Consider the following 18670-nt stretch of genomic DNA (forward strand, 5'->3'; position numbering starts at 1 on the left):
TTTCTAGCTTCAATTTATATCTAAATCGGTTAAATTCCTTTTTTGCCTTTATACTCCATTCTTGATGCTTTTCTTCATTCATAATTACGTTAAGTTCTTCAGATAGAATTTTTTCCAGGAATTTAATCTCATTTTCACGATTGTAAAATATATTCAATAACCTGTATTTTAATAGTTCCTGTTCAATTGTTGTTTTCTTCGGAAAATCGCTAACTATAAGCTTGTTTAAGTGCATCAAACAGTATTGATGCACTAACTTATCCCCAAAAACTTCCTTTAAAATATCTGGGTATCTCTTATCAAAATCCGTAACAATAAACACAGGTTCTGATGTATCTAGATTTTTTCGTAGAAACGTTTTGATGGTTTCTGAACTTTTATCCTCAAAAAGTTCATCTGCTATTGTTCTTTGAGTTTTTGCATCCAGTAATGTTAAACGGTATTTCTGACAACGTCCCTCTTTTGGATGCTGTTCGTCATAGTGCACCATATGTACATTTTCTAAAATTGGAACATTTTCCTGTTCCATTTCTTTGTTGAATGTTCTAAAAATAGTGCTTCTTGATCTTGGAAATATGAAGCTCATTATATCAGAAATTCCATCATAAGAAACTTTATGGTATCTGAGCACCTGGAAAAAATTATTAAATGAATCAAAAAGTAAAGTTTTCAGACCTTCCCAAAAACTATGATCTTCTTCGTCTGTACTACCACAATTTTGGCATTTGTATCGACCAATGCTGATTTTTCCAAGACCTTTTTTGATGTATAGATTATAGCCGTTATGAACCATAGGAGCACTGCAAATAGGGCAGGCTGGAGGAATTTTTCTACGAAAAATTCCTCTTGTGGTATATTCGTAATCATTGCTATAACTATCAAAAAGGTATGAGAGAGCAGGGAGTTCCGATAAGTTATTAAGAGTAAGATTTATAATTACCATTGTTTTTGCCGTAACATCATTACATAGTTATAGAATTATAAATTTATATAGTGATGTTACACTTACTTTCATCACTAGATTTTGGAACTGAGTCATTAACAGTCTATTTAGATATAAAAATTTATATTCATTTGCAAAACTTTCGTATTCATATCAAGCCAAATAATTAACCAGAATTTAACTTTATAGCCTAAATTAGTATACCGACTCTGCATTGGCTTTTCAGCAATTTGACTGAAACCTGTTGGGTAAGAACAAAAGCCTTAACATCGTTAATTAGGCCTTATTGCTGGAGTTTTACCAATTAATTTATAGTTTGAGAACTTAATTCGTAATCTAGAAACCAGTTTCAAACGGACAATTCAAGAAAAGATCATAACGGAAAACCGGTCATATGGATGCTAGTGAGACGACATTAGTTACATGGGCATGAGCGAGATAAAATTAGTTATACTGCGATGAATTAGTTAATTCCTGCAGGACAAGGTATTTCTATAAATAGCCTTAAACGAAACAAGAGATTAATAACTTTACAGATGGAAGTGACACTAAACACTCAAGTTATTCCCATAAATATCTCATGCAACTTAAAAGTCTTCAGTATACTTAATTCTAGTATACTTCACAATATTTCCGTTCTATAACAACTCACATAGATTCACATTTGATTAACATATTCTTCTCACCAAGGTTCAGGAATTCTTCTCACCAAGGTTCAGGATTGCTTCAAATTAAAGCTCAAGGAGTTTTTTATATGACTGATCATAACGAATTAAAACAGAAAATGTATGAATGGACTCAGAAATATGCAGACAAAGCAGGTTACAAGCTTAACCCTGATAAAGAAGCTCTTGACTATGTGCTTGATGGACTTGCGGTTAAGCTTGAGAAATTCGGAAGGCGTTACTGTCCCTGCAGAATAGTTACCGGAGATGAAAAAGAAGATAGAAAGATTGTATGTCCCTGCATCTATCATAAAGAAGAAGTCGAAAGGGACGGAAACTGCCACTGCGAACTTTTCTTTAAAGCAAATTAAATTAAACTCCAGATCGATTTACCTGTAAATAGGCTTTACTGGTCTATTTCCAAAGGTCAGGGAAATTAATTTGTAAGCTCTACTGGCCTGAAAAACCTGGAAACAAAAAACTGCATACCTAAGGATATCAAAATCTTAAGGCTTCCCTGCAAGCCTTTTCAAAAAACTACTTGCCCGCAAGCCTTTTCAAAAAAGGCTTGAGCGAAAACAACTGCTAAATCTAAAACGTCATGACTACGTGATCACAAGCCTTTTCAAAAAAGGCTTGAGCGAAAACAACTGCTAAATCTAAAACGTCATGACTACGTGATCACAAGCCTTTTGAAAAAAGGCTTGAGCGAAAACCCCTGATAACGTTTGAGTTTGAGAAAACCTATCCCCAAACCCTATAGGCGTGATCACAAGCCTTTTAAAAAAAGGCTTGAGCGAAAATCACTGTAAAATCTAAAAATATTACAACGGCGTGATCAACCGGCGCAACGGTTGCGGGTCAACGGTTGAGGGTTAACAGTTGAGAATCAACAGTTGAAGTCAACACTTTTAAAAAAGGCTTGCATGATGACATTTTTATAAATGCTTATCCATTTGTATTCGGTTAAGGATTTTGAGCTGCTGATCTCGATTTCGACGGAAAAACTCAAACCCAAATGTTTAGTGTTTAAATTGAAATCGATATCAGATTCCAGTTTTGCATTTGATGAATAATTTAATAAATTTTATGAAAATCAATGCAATTGATAACGATTTTTCCTTAACCGATGACCAATGAATGCTTATCAGGAATTTTTACTGAAATTTGAAAGTAACACTGAAAACAAAAAAGCGAGAGTTTAAGGAAGATTACTTAGATATGTTTGATTAAAGGTTATTTAACATACGTTTTCAGTGACACGTTCAATCTTTGCTTTTTAATTATATTCTTAACATTCTTACTCTTTAATGAAAAACTGAGATTAAAAATTTGACTCAAGGGTGACCTGTAATGACAAATGCAATGGAACTCTATCAGATGCTTCCAAAGACTAACTGCAAAAAGTGCGGAAAAACCTCCTGTATGGCGTTTGCAGTAGCTCTCATGGCCCACGAGCTCACACCTGAGGATTGCCCGCCTCTTAAAGATGAACCAAAGTATAAAGAAAACTATGAAAAGATAAGTGAAATCTTCAAACCTTCAGAAGGCGCAACTGAAACCGGGCTTATAGTGCATGAAGACTTATGTTTTGGCTGCGGAAACTGTGTGGTTGCCTGTCCTCCTAATGTAGCAAATGACCCATATGGAGTAGGCTCGGGAAATGCCCCGAGGAATGTCAATAAGCTGGTTCTAACCGTAGAAAACGGTATTGTAAAAGCCCAGAACTTAGGGGAATGCCGCCGTTTCGGAAAGAACAAGATTCTATGCAATGGCTGTATAGTAACCTGCCCTGTAGAGGCAATCGAATTTGTGTGAGGAAGCGGATATGGAGAAAAACTATCATGTATGCACAGGCTGCGGACTCCTTTGTGACGATATTGAGGTTGAGTCCGAAAAGAACATTGTAAATAAAGTGTATACAGCCTGTAGAGTAGGAGTAGCCCACATGAAGGAGGCAAGAAGGGCCGAAGCAGATTTTCTGGTTGATAACAAGCCTGTAGATGAGGATACTGCAACCCGTGAGGCTGCATCTATCCTTAAAAATGCCAGAAATCCTTTGATTTTCGGGCTCGGGACTTCTACCAACGAAACCCAAAAAATAGCAATTGAGCTTGCAAAGAAAATCAACGCTACTCTTGACGATACCTCGTCATTCTGCCTGGGACCTCTAGTTGAGGCTCTCATTCAGGATAAGCTTAAGACCTGTACTCTTGACGATATAAGGAACAAAGCTGATGTTATTATATACTGGGGAACAGATCCGTCGGACTCTCATCCTCGCCAGCTTTCGAAGCATACCTACTTCCCAAGAGGAAGCGAAAAGCAGAGGGGCTGGGAAGAAGAAAGGACAGCCATCGCAATAGATGTCCGAAAGTCCCATACTGCAAAAATATGCGGGAATTATTTCTTCCAGATTCCTCCAAAAGGAGATGCAGAATTTATCGATGCCCTAATTGCAGGACTTTCCGGAAAGCTTCCCAAAACCTCCTACAATTACCCGCCTAAAAAACTCCTTGAGCTGGCAAATATCCTTAAAGGGGCAAAATTCGGAGTGATTTTTGTAGGGCGTGGGCTCATTTACTCGCTTGAAAACCTTGAACCTCTTTTCAAGCTTATGAAAATCCTGAATGAAAAGTCAAATTTCCACCTCATACCTATGGTAGGAAATTGTAATACAATGGGCTTTAACAAAAACCTCTTTGCAGAAACAGGATATGTGAATAGCATAAAATTCGAGAACGGAACCGTAAAACATGGGCCTGAATACTCAGTTGTTGAGTCTCTTAAAGCAAAAACTGTGGACGCAGCCCTTGTAATAGGTTCGGACCCGCTTTTAATCCTTCCCGGATCTATTGCAAAGAATATGCTGGAGATTCCTGTTATCTCGGTGGACCATTGTGAAACCCTGACTTCAAAACACTCAAAGGTTTACATCAATACTGCAATAAGTGGAGTAGAGGCAGGAGGAAGTGCCATACGCATGGACGGGGTTAAAGTGAGCTTTGAGCCTGTTATTGAGACAAATCACCCGTCTGAGGAAGTAATTCTCAAGAAAATAATGGAGGCACTCTGATGGATTTCGGATCTTTTCTTTCAGCTCCCGAAATACAAGTCAAAGTCATAACTTACAGGGATATCTTTCAGGATAAGGCTATGTTCGAAGATCGTTTCGGGGAAGAATACAGGGACTTATCTGCTGTCATAAAACTGGACCCTGAAGATCTCAAACAGTTGAACGTGAAAAAAGGCGAGACAGTCATTTTAAAAAATTCCTTTGGAAAAGTTGTGGTAAAGGCTGAGGAGTCCGGATACGAAACTCCTCACAGAGGTATCGCATATATGCCCAAAAGTCCCTGGTCCAATATACTGGTTTCTGACGAAACCGGAGGCACAGGAGTACCCAAATTTAAGGATATATCCGTAACCGTTACCAGCGCAAAAGGGGAAAAAGTGACTGAACTCATGCGTTAATTGCTTTTTATGGTAAGAAACTAACTGATTTCCGTAGGAAATTCCTTAAAAACTTTGATAAAATCCCATAAAGTCAGTTAAAATACACTAAATCCATTCGAAGTCTATAAACCCCTTAAATCCCTATTAAGCTCCTTAAATCCCCTTAAACCCCTTAAATTCATTTAAATTACCTTAAAATTCTATTACAATTTTTAAAAATAGCAAAATTATTTTATTTTCCTTTTTTATTGTTTGTTTAACTGCAAATTGGATGAGAATATGGCCAGTAAACTCCTGAAATTTACAAAAGTCTTGAAAAACGGAACTACTTTTTATCGCTTTGAAGGCTTTGAAAATGTGGACTCAAGGTGGGAGCTACCCTGTGAGTATCTTTCCGGTTCTCACTTTGCAGCCTGGAATGGATCTATTTTATATTCCAATGGAAACAGTATAAAAACTCTCTGTCCAGGAAACTTAGTTTCCTTGAGTGAGTATCAGGAACTGATGAGAATCATTCAAGTTGGAAAACAAAGACTAAAAGAAATAAAACGTAAAATGGATACTTAAGATTTAAAAAGTAAAGGTGTACCTGGATTTCAATTAAAACCAGATATTGTAAACTCTACTGCCTGATTAGAGTTAATCTGGAATGGAAATTGGAGTTGATCTGGAATGGAAATTGGAGTTGATCTGGAATGGAAATTGGAGTTGATCTGGAATGGAAATTGGAGTTGATCTGGAATGGAAATTGGAGTTGATCTGGAATGGAAATTGGAGTTGATCTGGAATGGAAGATGCAAAAGAAGAACGAATAATTATGGTTATTCAATGGGGGTTATGGTGTTTATTTCCCCTTAGCGTTTTTGTAGAACAGGTCAGGTATACTTTTTTAAAACCATTAGGGTATTTATTATTAATTTTTGCCTTTATTTTATTTATTATGGCTAATAAAGCGCACGGCTCTACCAATAAGTTAAAACTGAATGCTTCCCCCATGCCTAATAGCTCTGCCAAACTGGTAACAAGTGGAATTTATGCATATATTCGTCATCCTATATACAGTAGTTTCATTCAGATGTCCTTTGGAATTGCATTCCTTATAGGAACTTCAGGAAGTATAGCAGTAGCCATTATATCCTTAATTTTCTATTATTTCAAGTCCATATACGAAGAAAAACTGCTCATTCAAAATTATCCGGATTATAATCCATATAAGGAAAGAACAGGAAGATTTATACCTTAGACACTTAAGTGCAACTTGGATAATTAACATAAATGTAGTAAAATATGGAATAATATGGAATAATATGGAATAATATGGAATAATATGGTATAATATGGAATAATATGGTATAATATGGAATAATATGGTATAATATGGAATAATATGAGAGATTAGGCATATAGGAAAATATTACGGTATAATGTGGAATATTAAGGTAGAATATAGAATATTATTACATAACAGGCATAATATGATATAATAGATACAATGGAGTGAATCAGTACCAAAACCTAGTGATGAATTTAAAGTTCAAAATCACTAGGTTTTGTAATTAGTCATAATCCTTGTGACATAACTTAAAAATTGAAGTCTTTAGATGTCGAATATTGATTTTGATGATAACTGGACTCTTCTTGCTAACTCAGGTCTTCAATTAAAAAATACGAAAATCACTGGATTTTGGAACAGAGTCAATGGAGTACAAATAAAATATAATATAAGTACACAAAAATCAGTTCTCAATTTCCATGTTCTTGAAGAGGTTTTCTGGCAGAAAATACTACAAAATTTCCTTTCCCATGTCCCTCTTCCGGAAGTTCAACGTTTTCGATTTTCTCAGGTTGCCTGAAAAGGGTCTGGCAAACCTCAAGATTTTCAAATCCAATCTCAAGCAAGTACGTTGATAACTTTACTGTCGAAAGAAAATTAGCTTCTGAAGAGAATCTGCCTTTTTTATTTTCGGATTTGAGATAGCAGCCTTGAGGGCTATTCCTGTCAAGGATTCCGGTTAGAATTTGTCCACCTGGTTTTAGTACCCTGAAGACTTCCCTAAGGGCCTTGCTCAAGTTTTCAAAAAAAGAAAGTGCAGTAACTATCAAGACAAGATCAAAGTATTCTCTTTTAAAGGGAAGAAACTCCGCAACCCCAAGCACGACTTCCAGCCTGCGTTGCTTTGCAAGCATTGCCATAGCCCGTGACGGTTCAAGCCCTAGGCCGACTCCGAGAGCCGAAGCGAACCTGCCTGTACCAGCTCCGACCTCAAGAGCTTTTAATTTCTCCGGATTTTCGGGAAGAAAGGCTCTCAGAGCAAGAAGCTCGGATTCATATGCAGGTTTATATTTCTCGTACCAGGCGTCATATTCCTCTGCATATCTGTCAAAGCTTTCCCATGCCCCCATAACTCCCCATTCCCATTACTAACTCACGTTTATTTAATTCTTTATGTTTCTTTGCCTTTGTTACTTTTCAGATTTTTTCATCTTTTCCGGTGTAGGAAAACCGCAACCAAACCGAAAATTCCATAGATTAATTCAAAACCAGGTAAGCTCGCAATTTCATTCTGCCCAGCGTCCTGGGTTTCATTTTCTTCAAGAACGGCTACTATGTAATTTTTTGAAGCAGTTCCGTTTTCATTGCTTGCTGTAAGATTTACGGTATAGGTCCCAGGCTCTGTAAAGGTATGAACTGGATTTTCGTCAGTCGAATCAATGGTTCCGTCACTTTCAAAATCCCAGTTTCTTTCGGTTTCATTTCCCGAAAGATCGGTGAACTTGACTGAAAGAGGAGAATGGCCACCAGTCACATTGGTACTGAAATTTGCAACAGGAAGGATCGGATCCTTAACCTTAGCGGCTACAAGAGGCATACGATCAACGTAATCACTGTTTTCAAGCTTGTAGACCTTATCAGCAATGCCGTCTCCGTCTGCATCAGGCGTTATTTCGGAAGGGCCCAGTCCGTCAGGTTTTGCCCAGTAGTTTCCTGCGAGGTAAGGCCCACCAACAATGTTCGTGCCTGGGGCTTTTTTTATATAGTATATATTATCGGTTCCGTTATTAGGTATGGCATTGACAGTATTATTGAAGTAGTTATTAAGAACATTGTTCTTGTCACTTTTAGGACAGATAAAAAGCCCATAAACCTCATTTGAAGTGATAGTATTATCTGAGATTTTATTATTGTCAGAATTGCCCAGATAGACTCCTCTACCATTATTGGAAGCATTATTTTCGGAGAGGGTATTACTAACTCCAGTTGAGAGCGAGATTCCGTAATCTTTGTTTTCCGAGAGCGTATTATTTGAAATTACATTCCCCTCAGAATTCGGAACATAAAACCCGTACCTGTTTTTTGAAGCTCTGTTCCCGGAGATCGTGTTATAGTTTGACTGCTGAGTAGTTATTCCTTTTTCACCTTTTCCAATCAGGTTATCAAGGATCATGTTATAGTCCGAGTTCTTCAAATATATTCCGACAGTGTTATTCAGCAATCTATTATTCTCAACAGTGCAGTTTTTGCACTGATACATATAGACCCCTGCATGATCTTTTTTTGCCTCCATTATTTTAAATCCGCTAATCGTAACTTTATTTGCCTCTATACCGAACACATCTAAAGCCGGATCTTTAGCCATTATTATTGTATTTACAGGATTTCCGGATTCTGATTTTATTACCAGATTATGTACGGTTATATTGATATTCTCGGTATAGGTTCCAGGCTGTACGATTATCACATCGCCTGAAACCGCACTGTTTACAGCAGCCTGTATGGACTCTCCTGAATGGACCAGGATCTCATTCGCAGCTCCAATACCAGAGCTTAATATAAGAATCAGAAAAACTAACAATAAAGTAATTAATCTACTTATTCCAATCCCTCCGTTCACTCAAAAAAAGCAATGGGATATTTCCATCAAACATGCTTTAAATGATTGTTTAAATTATGAAGAAGTTATCGTGTAAATTTTTTTATAATAAAGAGTAAATCCTTTTACAATACTATACAAAACTACTTTATCCAACATTAAACTAAACAATACGTAAGAAGCCGCATGCGTTTACATATTAATTCGTTTTATCTTTATAGAACATTCAATCTTAATTATCAGGTATTGGAAGTAATGTGTAAAGCAATATAAATATGCCGGCTTTAGTCGGCAAATTAAAAGATAAAGTACAATGTTAGTGTATATCTAAGCCTACTGACATTATGTTAAAATAACAAAAATTGAAGAAAAGTAATAAGATATAAGCACAAATATTAACACAAGCACAAATATTAATAGCTATAAAACACGACTCAGTACCAAAATCTAGTGATGGATGTAAAATTCAAAATCACTAGATTTTGTAAATGGTCACCATCCGTGTAATACAACTTAATGATTCAAGTCTTTAGATAGCGAATATTGATTTTGATAAAAACTGGATTCTTCTTGCTAATTCAGATTTTCTATCAAAAATGCAAAAATCACTGGATTTTGGAACAGAGTCTAAAACACTGAATGAAAATTAATGACTTTTAAATAAAACCTACCTCATTGAAACCAAACAAACCCCTAAAATCGAAATCATGGTACTAAAAATTATGGTACTAAATTTAAAAGAGATTTTTATACTTATTTAATTGTGTTTAAGCTATACACCCAAAACAAAAAGGACGAAGATATAAAATCCACATCCTTTCTCAAAATAAATTCTATGAGTTTTTCGATTTTCAGTCGCATGTTTATCTTCTGTTATTGGAGAATGCAATAAGAAGAGAAACTATTACATAGAATGTTTCAAATCCGGGTATGCTTGAGATTTTACTCTTTCCTGCTTCCTGTTCTGCTTTTTGTTCGGTTTTCTTCTCGGTTTTGGTTTCTGCTGTATTGTTCTTATCAAGTTTCGAAGTGTTGGTTGAAAGCTTTGTTTCAGTCACTTTTTCTTTCTCTACAGCTTTTCCTGTTATTGCAAAGAATGAGAATCCCGGTGTTTCTGCCGTAAAGTACAGATATCCATTATCTTCTTTTAATAATTTTACAGGCAGCTGTGACCATTTTTTGTCGCTGTACCTGCTGAGTGTAATTGAACTCTGGTCTATCTTCTTATCCTGCAGCCAGGACTTTTCAACCTTGAAGCACACTACAGGGTTTCCAATGTTCTTTTCGCTTGCAAATCCGCTGTTTCCGACCCAGAGGTTGAAGTACTTATAGACATCACCCGAGTCCAGTACTGAAGTAAGAGTGGATTTTCCTTTGAGCTGCTCAGCAATGGTTGTGATCTTGCCTGCAGTCTTCTTTGCATCAAAGCTAACATACACAACACAGGTTGCATTGTTTGTAAAATCAAACTTTACAGGCTTTCCGTTTGTAACCTGTGCCTTTGAAAGTTCCTTGACCTGGACATTAGTTTGAGGTTCAGGGGAGCCACCGCCTCCACCGCCACCACTGCTACCACCGCCACTACTGTGGCCGCCTCCGTCATCATCGTCATCGTCATCTGAACTGCTTTCTTGCGTGACAGTTATTGTAATAGGTTTTGCCACGGAAGTGCCGTTTTCATTTATTGCAGTTAAGCTAACAGGATAGGTTCCGGGGTTAGTGAACACATAAACAATGCTTGGATCCGTAGACTCTACAGTTCCGTCATTGCCGATATCCCAGTTCCTCGAGGTTGCATTTTGCGATTTGTCAGTGAACAGGACTGAAAGAGGAGCACAGCCGCTTGTTATATTGGCACTGAAGTCTGCAACAGGAAGAATTGTAAACCTGGTGACATTTATATTCTGAGTTTTTGAAGAATTGCCGTCCTCATTACTTACTGTAAGTTTAGCAGTATAATTTCCTGGAGTACTATACGTGTGAACCGGATTTTTCTCGGTGGAATCTATCTGTCCGTCATTTTCAAAATCCCAGCTCCAAGAAACTGCGTTTTGCGACTGGTAAGTGAACAGGACTGAAAGGGGAGCATAGCCGCTTGTTACATTGGCGCTGAAGTCTGCAACAGGAGGAATTGTAACCTTATTGACAAATATTTCCTGAGTTTTTGAGGCAGTGCCGTTCTCGTTACTTACTGTAAGTTTAGCGGTATAATTTCCTGGATTCCTGTATACATAGACAAAGCTTTCACTGGTGTTATCTACGGTTCCATCGTTGTTAATATCCCAGCTTCTTGAAACCGCGTTTTGTGACCGGTCAGTAAACCGAACCTCAAGAGGAGCATAACCGCTGGTTACAGTTGCATTGAAATCTGCAATAGGCAGGGTTGGTAGTTGCGGATTCGAAATAAGTACAAGAGGCAGGTTATCTATAATATTATTTGAGCTGTCAATATACGAAGAATCAATAATCCCATCCTTATCTTCGTCTTTATCGGCTGTTGTTTGAGAAAATCCGGTGCCATCAGGTGTTCCCCAGAAATTGCCTCCTATATATTGTCCACCGACAATGTTTTTTCCACTGGTTTTTTCTATATTCCAAATAGTATCTCCCGTCTTGATGTTTGCGTTACGATCATTATTTATGTAATTATTATACGCACGGTTATTGTGGCAAGCAGGGCACTCAAAAAGTCCATAGCCTTTATTAAAAGCGACAATGTTTCCGGAGATTATGTTTCTGCTGGAAGAATCTTGATGTATACCCCCACTACCGGCCTGGCCATTACCGCACTCTTCAACTGTGTTTCCGGAAATATTGTTATCGTTAGATTGAGAAATCCACATTCCATATTGACTATTATTCAAAACAATATTGTCCAAAATTTTGTTATTGTTTGAGATTAAAGAGTCAATGCCTCTTACATTCGAACTTATAGTGTTGTTTAACAGGGTATTTTCTTCAGAACTGTCGAGATGAATTCCAAACATTTTGTTCGAGTTTACTCTATTTCCCAAGATTTTGTTGTTACTTGAGCTGATCAGAGATATTCCATACCTATTGTCCGAAAACTCATTATCAGTAATTGTACAATCACTGCAACTAGTCAGATAGATTCCTGTTTCTCCGGATTCAATCCTGAATCCGCTAATTGTCGTATTACTTGCTGCAACATTGAAAACACTTGTATTTGGGATAGCTTTAATTATTGTATTTTCAGGATTTCCGGATTCTGACTTTATTATAAGATTTGGCGTAGTAACTTTGATATTCTCGTTATATATTCCGGGTTTCACGATTATCGTGTCTCCCGAGGCTGCACTATTTACTGCGTTATGTATCGAACTCGTTGAATTAACGGAAATCTCCTTAGCCGCCGCAATTCCCGAGACTAATGAAAAAATTAGCATGGACATTAGCAGAATGGTTGATTTTTTCATTTTCATTCCCCATATAAAAGTAGAACTATGCTGAGACTTTTTCAATAAATTAGGAGACATGCACAAACAATATAAATATATTGATTCAGTTGGGCCTCTTATTAAGTAAACCACCTTATAAAGTAAAGTAAAATGGGGAAAATATAGAGTAATATAAAAACTAACACCAATTTCCAAAGTTGTTAAGTATCCGGCTAGTGTCCGGCTTTCCGTTGTCATAAAGCTTTGGAAAGTTTATCTATCCGAGTTTATCTATCCGAAAAGATAACTGCAAAACTTAACATTAAGAATTCGGGAAATACCAGAATTTATATAAGATTTTACTGGGTGTGAAAAGTTGTCATCCGTTACTCAGTGGATGTATGTCCCTTAAATACTATTTCTAACTTTTACTGCAGCAGTTGTACGATCCACATTCACTAAGCGAATACAAATGAATATGTCTATTAAGAGTTAGTTTTTGATGTTTCTCAAGAGTTGACAGGCAAGGTAAAGTAAAAAGTTGAACCTTTGTCTAATTCTGATTCTACCCATATGCGCCCTCCATGCCTTTCTACAATTTTCTTACATATTGCAAGCCCTATTCCTGTTCCAGGATATTCCTCTTTTTTATTTAATCGTTTAAATACTTCAAAGATTCTATTATAGTATTGAGGATCAACTCCTATTCCATTATCCTGCACCGAAAACAACCATTCATTCTCTTTATTTTCTGCAGAAATCCTCTTTGCAGAAATATGGATTTTTGGTGCCTTTTTACTGTGGAATTTTATTCCGTTAACGATCAGATTTTGAAGCACCTGAGCTAACTGAGTATTATCCACAATTACCTCAGGTAAAGGATCATGCGAGATTGTAGCTTTATTCTCTTGAATGAACAGCTCCAAATCACAAAGTACCCGATTCAAAATGACTTCACTATCCGTAGGTTCGGGTTCTCTTGCTCTTGTAGTCACTCGAGAGAATTCTAAAAGATCATTTATCAAATCCTGCATACGGGTAGCTCCGTCAACTGCAAAATAGATGTATTTATCAGCTTTTTCATCAAGATTTCCCTGATATTTCCTCTGTAAAAGCTGTAAATAACTTGCTACCATTCTCAGGGGTTCCTGTAAGTCGTGAGATGCTATGTAAGCAAATTGTTCCAATTCCTCATTTGAGTGGGTAAGTTCTTCCAATTTTAGTCTTAACATCTCTTCTGCTCTCTTTTGCTCAGTAATATCACGGACAATAGCCTGTATTTTCTCTGAGCCTCTGGATTCTGCCGGAAGTTTCTGGAGAATTTCCCAAATCCATATTATTTCTCCATCTTTATTTTTTATCCGGTACTCCAGTTCAATAGAGGTATCTGGGTTAGACATTGTTTCTTTCATTTTTTCGGAAAGCAAAGGCTGATCTTCAGGCACTACTATTTCTGTCCACTTTACTTTACGGGAAAGGAAGTCTTCTTTAATGTAACCTGTAATCTCCTCTACAGTTCCATCCATAGACGTTGGTTCAAAATTTTCGTTTAAGTTAAGCCCTATAAGCCCATATATATTCTGCACAGGTACCTGGTGATCTTTTTCTTTTCCAGATCCTGAAGGTCTACTTCTGGATTCAGGTTTACTTACACCAATCATATTGTAAATTCGGCCCTGATCAACCCTGAGAAAGGTTGTTTCTTGTCTTAACGCTTCTTCGCTCTGTTTAAGCTCCCTGAAGAGAAGAGTATAGGGATGATCAAATCCTGTCTCAATTATTGCTTTATAAATCAGGTAAAAAGACAGAATCTTGAAAAAATGCCCCATGAGATTGAAAAATCCGTACACATCTACATAAAGGGTGAAGGCCAGCTCTTCGAAAATTGTTATCACTATTGATGCTGCAATCAACCTGAAAATACGTTCCTCGAACCTGTCTTTTCTTTTGGAAAGGATAACGAGTGAAAAGAGAAGAATAGTACAGATAAAATATTCACTCATTATTTTAAACGGAGTAAGCCCTGAACCTTCTATATAACTATCAGGAAAATTTCTGAAAACAAAGGTTGACAGCAGACAGGCAGCTGTGACTCCGGCATACAGGAGAAAAATTTGCCAGAAGAATATTTCCTTATCTATGGGTTCAACATATTTTTTTTTGATTCCTGAGCGAGAGTCGACTAGAAGCAATGGAGCTACAAGAAGGGAAATACTTTCCATATACCTTGCTGCTATCCATAACTGGGTTGGAAGGTTTGCATCAAACTTAGTAAATATTCCCATTCCCTTAAAAGCAAATGTATGCATGAGATCAATACTTGCAACAAAAAAGTAAGCGATCCCCAGAAATAAAAGAGACTGATTCTCAAGCCGTATTCTTGATTTAAATACTATGAGAAAAACTACATACGCTACAAAAATGCTGAATATTTCTGCCAGGGAATGGAAAAGGAGGTAATTACTGCGGCTGACTACGTACAGTACACCAATAATTACTATCCAGAGAATTATTTCATACGATTCTATTATTCCCTTTTTTTCCTTGTCCTCTGACATTGTTTCCCCTGTTTTTTGTTTTTTCTGATTTTTCCTGGAAGCTCCAATTTTTTCACAGGGTTTATTCTGATCTTCACCTGCTTCCTAGTGTCAAGTCAATTATCAAGGATTCAATGATCCCTAATAACTGCACTCGATTTTATACGACATTTTGTGTTTGACTCGACACTAGTTGAATTTTTATATTCCAATAAAAAGTCTTAAAATTAGTATGAGGGAATAATTGTATAACAGTTATATATAATTTCTAGATAAAATTCTCGCGAGCCTAACTAAGATTCAAAGTTATTTTTCTGAACTATATAAATGATCAATCCAGTCTGATCACAAAAATATTCGTGAAACTCTTAGATGTGAAAACAGAACGGAGTGGGCATACCTGAAGACATTGATATTGAGGTGCTTGATACTCTTGGTATGCAGCTTATAACTTCCCCTGTTGACCAACTGGACTGAGAACTTGAAATGAAAATGAATAAAGGAACAGAGGTCACTATTAGGCTCTTTATAAAAGAAAAAGATACTTCAAAGCCAGCCCAAGAGCAGTTAGTTGAATAAAGCAAAAATAGTAAAAATAGGATGAAGGATCAAGCCCTCATCCAGAAGGTTTAACCTGCGCTTTTATCCTTTGGACTCTACTCAGGCTCATTCAATCAAGTTACTCAACATATTCCGTTTCATCGGTCCCAGTGTTTATTCACTGTCATTGGACAGATCTGTTGTATTTGTTTCCGACATGTTTACTTCAGTCTCATTTTCGCTCTTACTTACCTCAGTCTGATTTTCCATTTTATTAGCTTCTGCCTTATCTGTTTCGTTGGCAGTGGTCTCGTTTGCTATAGTTTTTGTTTCATTGGCAGTTGTCTCGGTACCGGTTATTTCAGTACTGGTAGTATTCAAGTTTACTTGAGGCTTTACAGACTGTTTGGGTTCATAGCCATTTACAAGAGGCAGGAAGTCCGAATAATTATTGCCTGGAAGTTTGTACGCAGCATCAGCAATGCCATCTCCGTCCACATCGGTTGCAGTCTGAGAAAATCCGGAGCCATCGGGTTTTGCCCAGAAGTTACCTCCTATGAATGGTCCGCCAACAATATTGGTGCCAGCAGTTTTTGTCGTGTTCAAAACATTCCCTTCACTTCCTCCTTTAATGTCTGAATTAATAACGTTATTAAGGTAATTATCAAAGACGGTATTGCCATTGCTTGTAGAGCTCATGAAAATGCCTGAGACGCTGTTCATAGCAATGATATTTCTTGAGATAACATTATTCTGGGAAGTGCTCAGGTGAATTCCACGGCCGCTATTGGAAGCTTCATTTCCGGAAACGTTATTATCCGTGCAGTACGATAACAGGACTGCATATTCCCTGTTATCCAGAACTTTATTGTTCAGGATTTTGTTACCACTGGACGATATCAGATAAATGCCTCTGCTGTTACCTGAAGCTGTATTATTCTCAAAGGTATTGACACTGGAATTGGTCAAATAAGCCCCGTGACCTCCGTTTGAATTAAAAGTATTGTTTGTAAAGGTGTTATCAGTGGAATTTGCCAGCACAATGCCGTGATTAATGCTTGTACTTACAGTATTATTAAACAATGTATTCCACTGCGAACGCATGATATAAATTCCATACCTGTTGTTTAAAGCTGTATTGTTTGACACCAGGTTGTAACTCGAATCCCTCAGGCTGATCCCCCTGCCACCTTCCTTGAGGCTGTTGTTAAGAACAACGGTATTGTTGGATAACTCCAGATCAACTCCTAGGGTATTATTTGACAGTACATTTTCACTGACTGTACAGTTAACAGAGTTTAGTAAAGAAATACCTGAGTTATTATTATTTGAGACCTCATTTCCTGAGATATTGCTGTTCATTCCTGACGAAATCCGGATACCGAACGCACTGTTTGAAGCGAGATTATTCAGAACCTTACTTTCACCCGATCTTAAAAGTAAGATAGCCCGAGTGCTGTTGACCGCTGTATTATTTTCAATACTGCTGTTACCTGAATCAGTAAGAGAAATACCATAACCTACGTTTGAATCTGCTGCATTACCTATCAGGGTATTACCGTTTGAATATACTATATGGACACCGGAACCGCCATTTGCATTTGCAGTGTTGTTTTCCAGCCTGGTATTGTTGCAGTTTTCCAGGACAATACCGTGGTTAGAGTTCATATTTGCCTTATTTTCCGAAATTTTGTTTCCTTCAGAGGCAGTGACATAAATTCCAAATCTCTGGTTTGAAACATCATTATTTGTGATTATGTTATAGTGTGACCTCTCAATATTAACAGCTCTCTTACCCTGTTCCACTGTATTGTTAAGGATATTATTGTACATTGAATACTGTACATATATTCCCAGGGCATTATTAACGAGTCTGTTATTGTCTATGGTACAGTTATTGGACCCCGATAGATAGATTCCTGACCTATCCAATCCAGCTCCCTTGATAGTCAGTCCCGTAATTGTTACTTTATCCGCATCTATAGAAAACACATTTGTTGCGTTATCATTGGCCGTAATTACGGTGTCTTCAAAATTTCCAGAACCTGACCTTATTACTATATCGTCTTTCGTTATTACGACATTCTCATTGTAATTTCCTGGACTTACAACTATTTCATCTCCGGCAGTTGCATTATTTACTGCGGATTGTATTGATTCCCCTGGCTGAACCGTGAGCTCAGCCGACGTGCCGATACTCGAACCAAAAGTAAAAATAAGAATAGCTACTGCTAAAGCGACAACTCTGTTTATTTAAATCCCCCACTTTTCATATAAATTATTATTTAATTTTTTATTAATACCTGAGATTTTAAACATTAATCCATATAAATATATTGGATCAGAATAATATCAAAATAAAGAAATAAAAATATATGGTAAAAGCCAATCAATAGTCATCTTAGGAAAATAAACTAGAGACTTTTTCTTTTCTTATGTACCTGATCGACTTTCTGTGAGACCTGGAAGGTTATCTGCTTCTACGTAAATAATAAACCTAATGTGTAAAAGATACTGTCCAAATTCAATAAATCAAAAAAAGAAAATAGAGAAATAAGGAAGGGAAAAGAGAAATGGAAAAATAAGGAAGGGAAAAGAAAAATGGAGAAATAAGGAAGGGAAAAGAAAAATGGAGAAATAAGGAAGGGAAAAGAAAAATGAAGGTTTAATGCCTTCGTCCTGTCTTTTCCTATATTTAATTTTACATTCTAATTTTTACTTTATTTTTTTGTATTTACCCTTGTTTTAATTTTCGTTTTTAGTCTTTATTTCTTTCTTGATCTTTATTTCATCTCTTGGTCTTTACTTCGTCTTTTGACCTTTGTTTCTCTTTTTTAACTGTCCTTTTATTTTCTTTTATGCAGGAGTACCATGAAAAGGCAAACTACTACATAAAGCGCTTCAAATCCGGGTATGCTTGAGATTTTACTCTTTCCTGCTTCCTGTTCTGCTTTTTGTTCGGTTTTCTGTTCGGTTTTGGTTTCTGCTGCTGTATTGTTCTTCTCAAGTTTCGAAGTGTTTGTTGAAGGCTTTGTTTCAGCTACCTTTTCTTTCTCTACAGCTTTTCCTGTTATTGCAAAGAACGAGAATCCCGTTGTTTCTGCCGTGAAGTACAGGTAGTTAGCATCCTCTTTTAAGCATTTCACAGGTAGCTGTGACCATTTTTTGTCACTGTACCTGTTGAGTGTAATTGAATTCTGGTTGATCTTCTTATCCTGCAGCCAGGATTTTTCAACCTTGAAGCACACTACAGGGTTTC

At 36.9% G+C, this 18670-nt stretch carries 13 protein-coding genes; 6 read left to right on the forward strand and 7 right to left on the reverse strand.

From position 1 onward, the window contains the following. The coding region (locus ASJ81_RS20890; RefSeq protein ID WP_095642727.1) for an ISNCY family transposase at positions 1 to 943 on the reverse strand (943 nt) is incomplete at its 3' end. 754 nt (positions 944 to 1697) lie between these two features. Between ASJ81_RS20890 and ASJ81_RS20895 the strand changes: the two genes are divergently transcribed. The 6 genes from ASJ81_RS20895 (at position 1698) to ASJ81_RS20920 (ending at position 6307) form a co-directional block, all read left to right on the forward strand. Next, a complete protein-coding gene (locus ASJ81_RS20895) occupies positions 1698 to 1979 on the forward strand; it encodes a ferredoxin-thioredoxin reductase catalytic domain-containing protein (RefSeq protein ID WP_095646047.1) in 282 nt (93 codons plus the stop codon). 982 nt (positions 1980 to 2961) lie between these two features. Then, on the forward strand, positions 2962 to 3426 hold the full coding sequence (locus ASJ81_RS20900) for a (Fe-S)-binding protein (protein ID WP_095646048.1): 465 nt from the start codon (positions 2962 to 2964) through the stop codon (positions 3424 to 3426). Positions 3427 to 3436: 10 nt separating this feature from the next. After that, positions 3437 to 4684: a formylmethanofuran dehydrogenase subunit B gene (locus ASJ81_RS20905; protein WP_095646049.1), complete on the forward strand. Its 1248-nt coding sequence runs from the start codon at positions 3437 to 3439 to the stop codon at positions 4682 to 4684. Continuing rightward, positions 4684 to 5082: a molybdopterin dinucleotide binding domain-containing protein gene (locus tag ASJ81_RS20910; RefSeq protein WP_095646050.1), complete on the forward strand. Its 399-nt coding sequence runs from the start codon at positions 4684 to 4686 to the stop codon at positions 5080 to 5082. Before ASJ81_RS20905 ends, ASJ81_RS20910 begins: the two co-directional genes overlap by 1 nt. A gap of 261 nt (positions 5083 to 5343) precedes the next feature. Next, on the forward strand, positions 5344 to 5631 hold the full coding sequence (locus tag ASJ81_RS20915; protein ID WP_095646051.1) for a hypothetical protein: 288 nt from the start codon (positions 5344 to 5346) through the stop codon (positions 5629 to 5631). 220 nt (positions 5632 to 5851) lie between these two features. Next, a complete protein-coding gene (locus tag ASJ81_RS20920; RefSeq protein ID WP_095646052.1) occupies positions 5852 to 6307 on the forward strand; it encodes a methyltransferase family protein in 456 nt (151 codons plus the stop codon). A gap of 500 nt (positions 6308 to 6807) precedes the next feature. Here ASJ81_RS20920 and ASJ81_RS20925 read toward each other — a convergent pair whose 3' ends face one another. The 6 genes from ASJ81_RS20925 to ASJ81_RS20950 form a co-directional block, all read right to left on the reverse strand. Continuing rightward, a complete protein-coding gene (locus ASJ81_RS20925) occupies positions 6808 to 7467 on the reverse strand; it encodes a class I SAM-dependent methyltransferase (protein ID WP_095646053.1) in 660 nt (219 codons plus the stop codon). 77 nt (positions 7468 to 7544) lie between these two features. Further along, positions 7545 to 8957 (reverse strand): NosD domain-containing protein, encoded by a 1413-nt coding sequence (locus ASJ81_RS24355; protein WP_170943438.1) that lies wholly within the window; start codon positions 8955 to 8957, stop codon positions 7545 to 7547. Between the two features lie 842 nt (positions 8958 to 9799). Continuing rightward, positions 9800 to 12373: a PGF-pre-PGF domain-containing protein gene (locus ASJ81_RS20935; RefSeq protein WP_245860404.1), complete on the reverse strand. Its 2574-nt coding sequence runs from the start codon at positions 12371 to 12373 to the stop codon at positions 9800 to 9802. A 470-nt stretch (positions 12374 to 12843) separates the two neighbouring features. Further along, entirely contained in the window at positions 12844 to 14892 is a 2049-nt protein-coding gene (locus ASJ81_RS20940) for an MASE3 domain-containing protein (RefSeq protein WP_095646055.1), read from the reverse strand. A 693-nt stretch (positions 14893 to 15585) separates the two neighbouring features. Continuing rightward, on the reverse strand, positions 15586 to 17664 hold the full coding sequence (locus ASJ81_RS20945; RefSeq protein ID WP_394339148.1) for a NosD domain-containing protein: 2079 nt from the start codon (positions 17662 to 17664) through the stop codon (positions 15586 to 15588). 593 nt (positions 17665 to 18257) lie between these two features. Then, the coding region (locus ASJ81_RS20950; RefSeq protein ID WP_141241828.1) for a PGF-pre-PGF domain-containing protein at positions 18258 to 18670 on the reverse strand (413 nt) is incomplete at its 5' end.

The sequence above is a fragment of the Methanosarcina spelaei genome, assembly GCF_002287235.1.
Lineage (GTDB): Archaea > Halobacteriota > Methanosarcinia > Methanosarcinales > Methanosarcinaceae > Methanosarcina > Methanosarcina spelaei.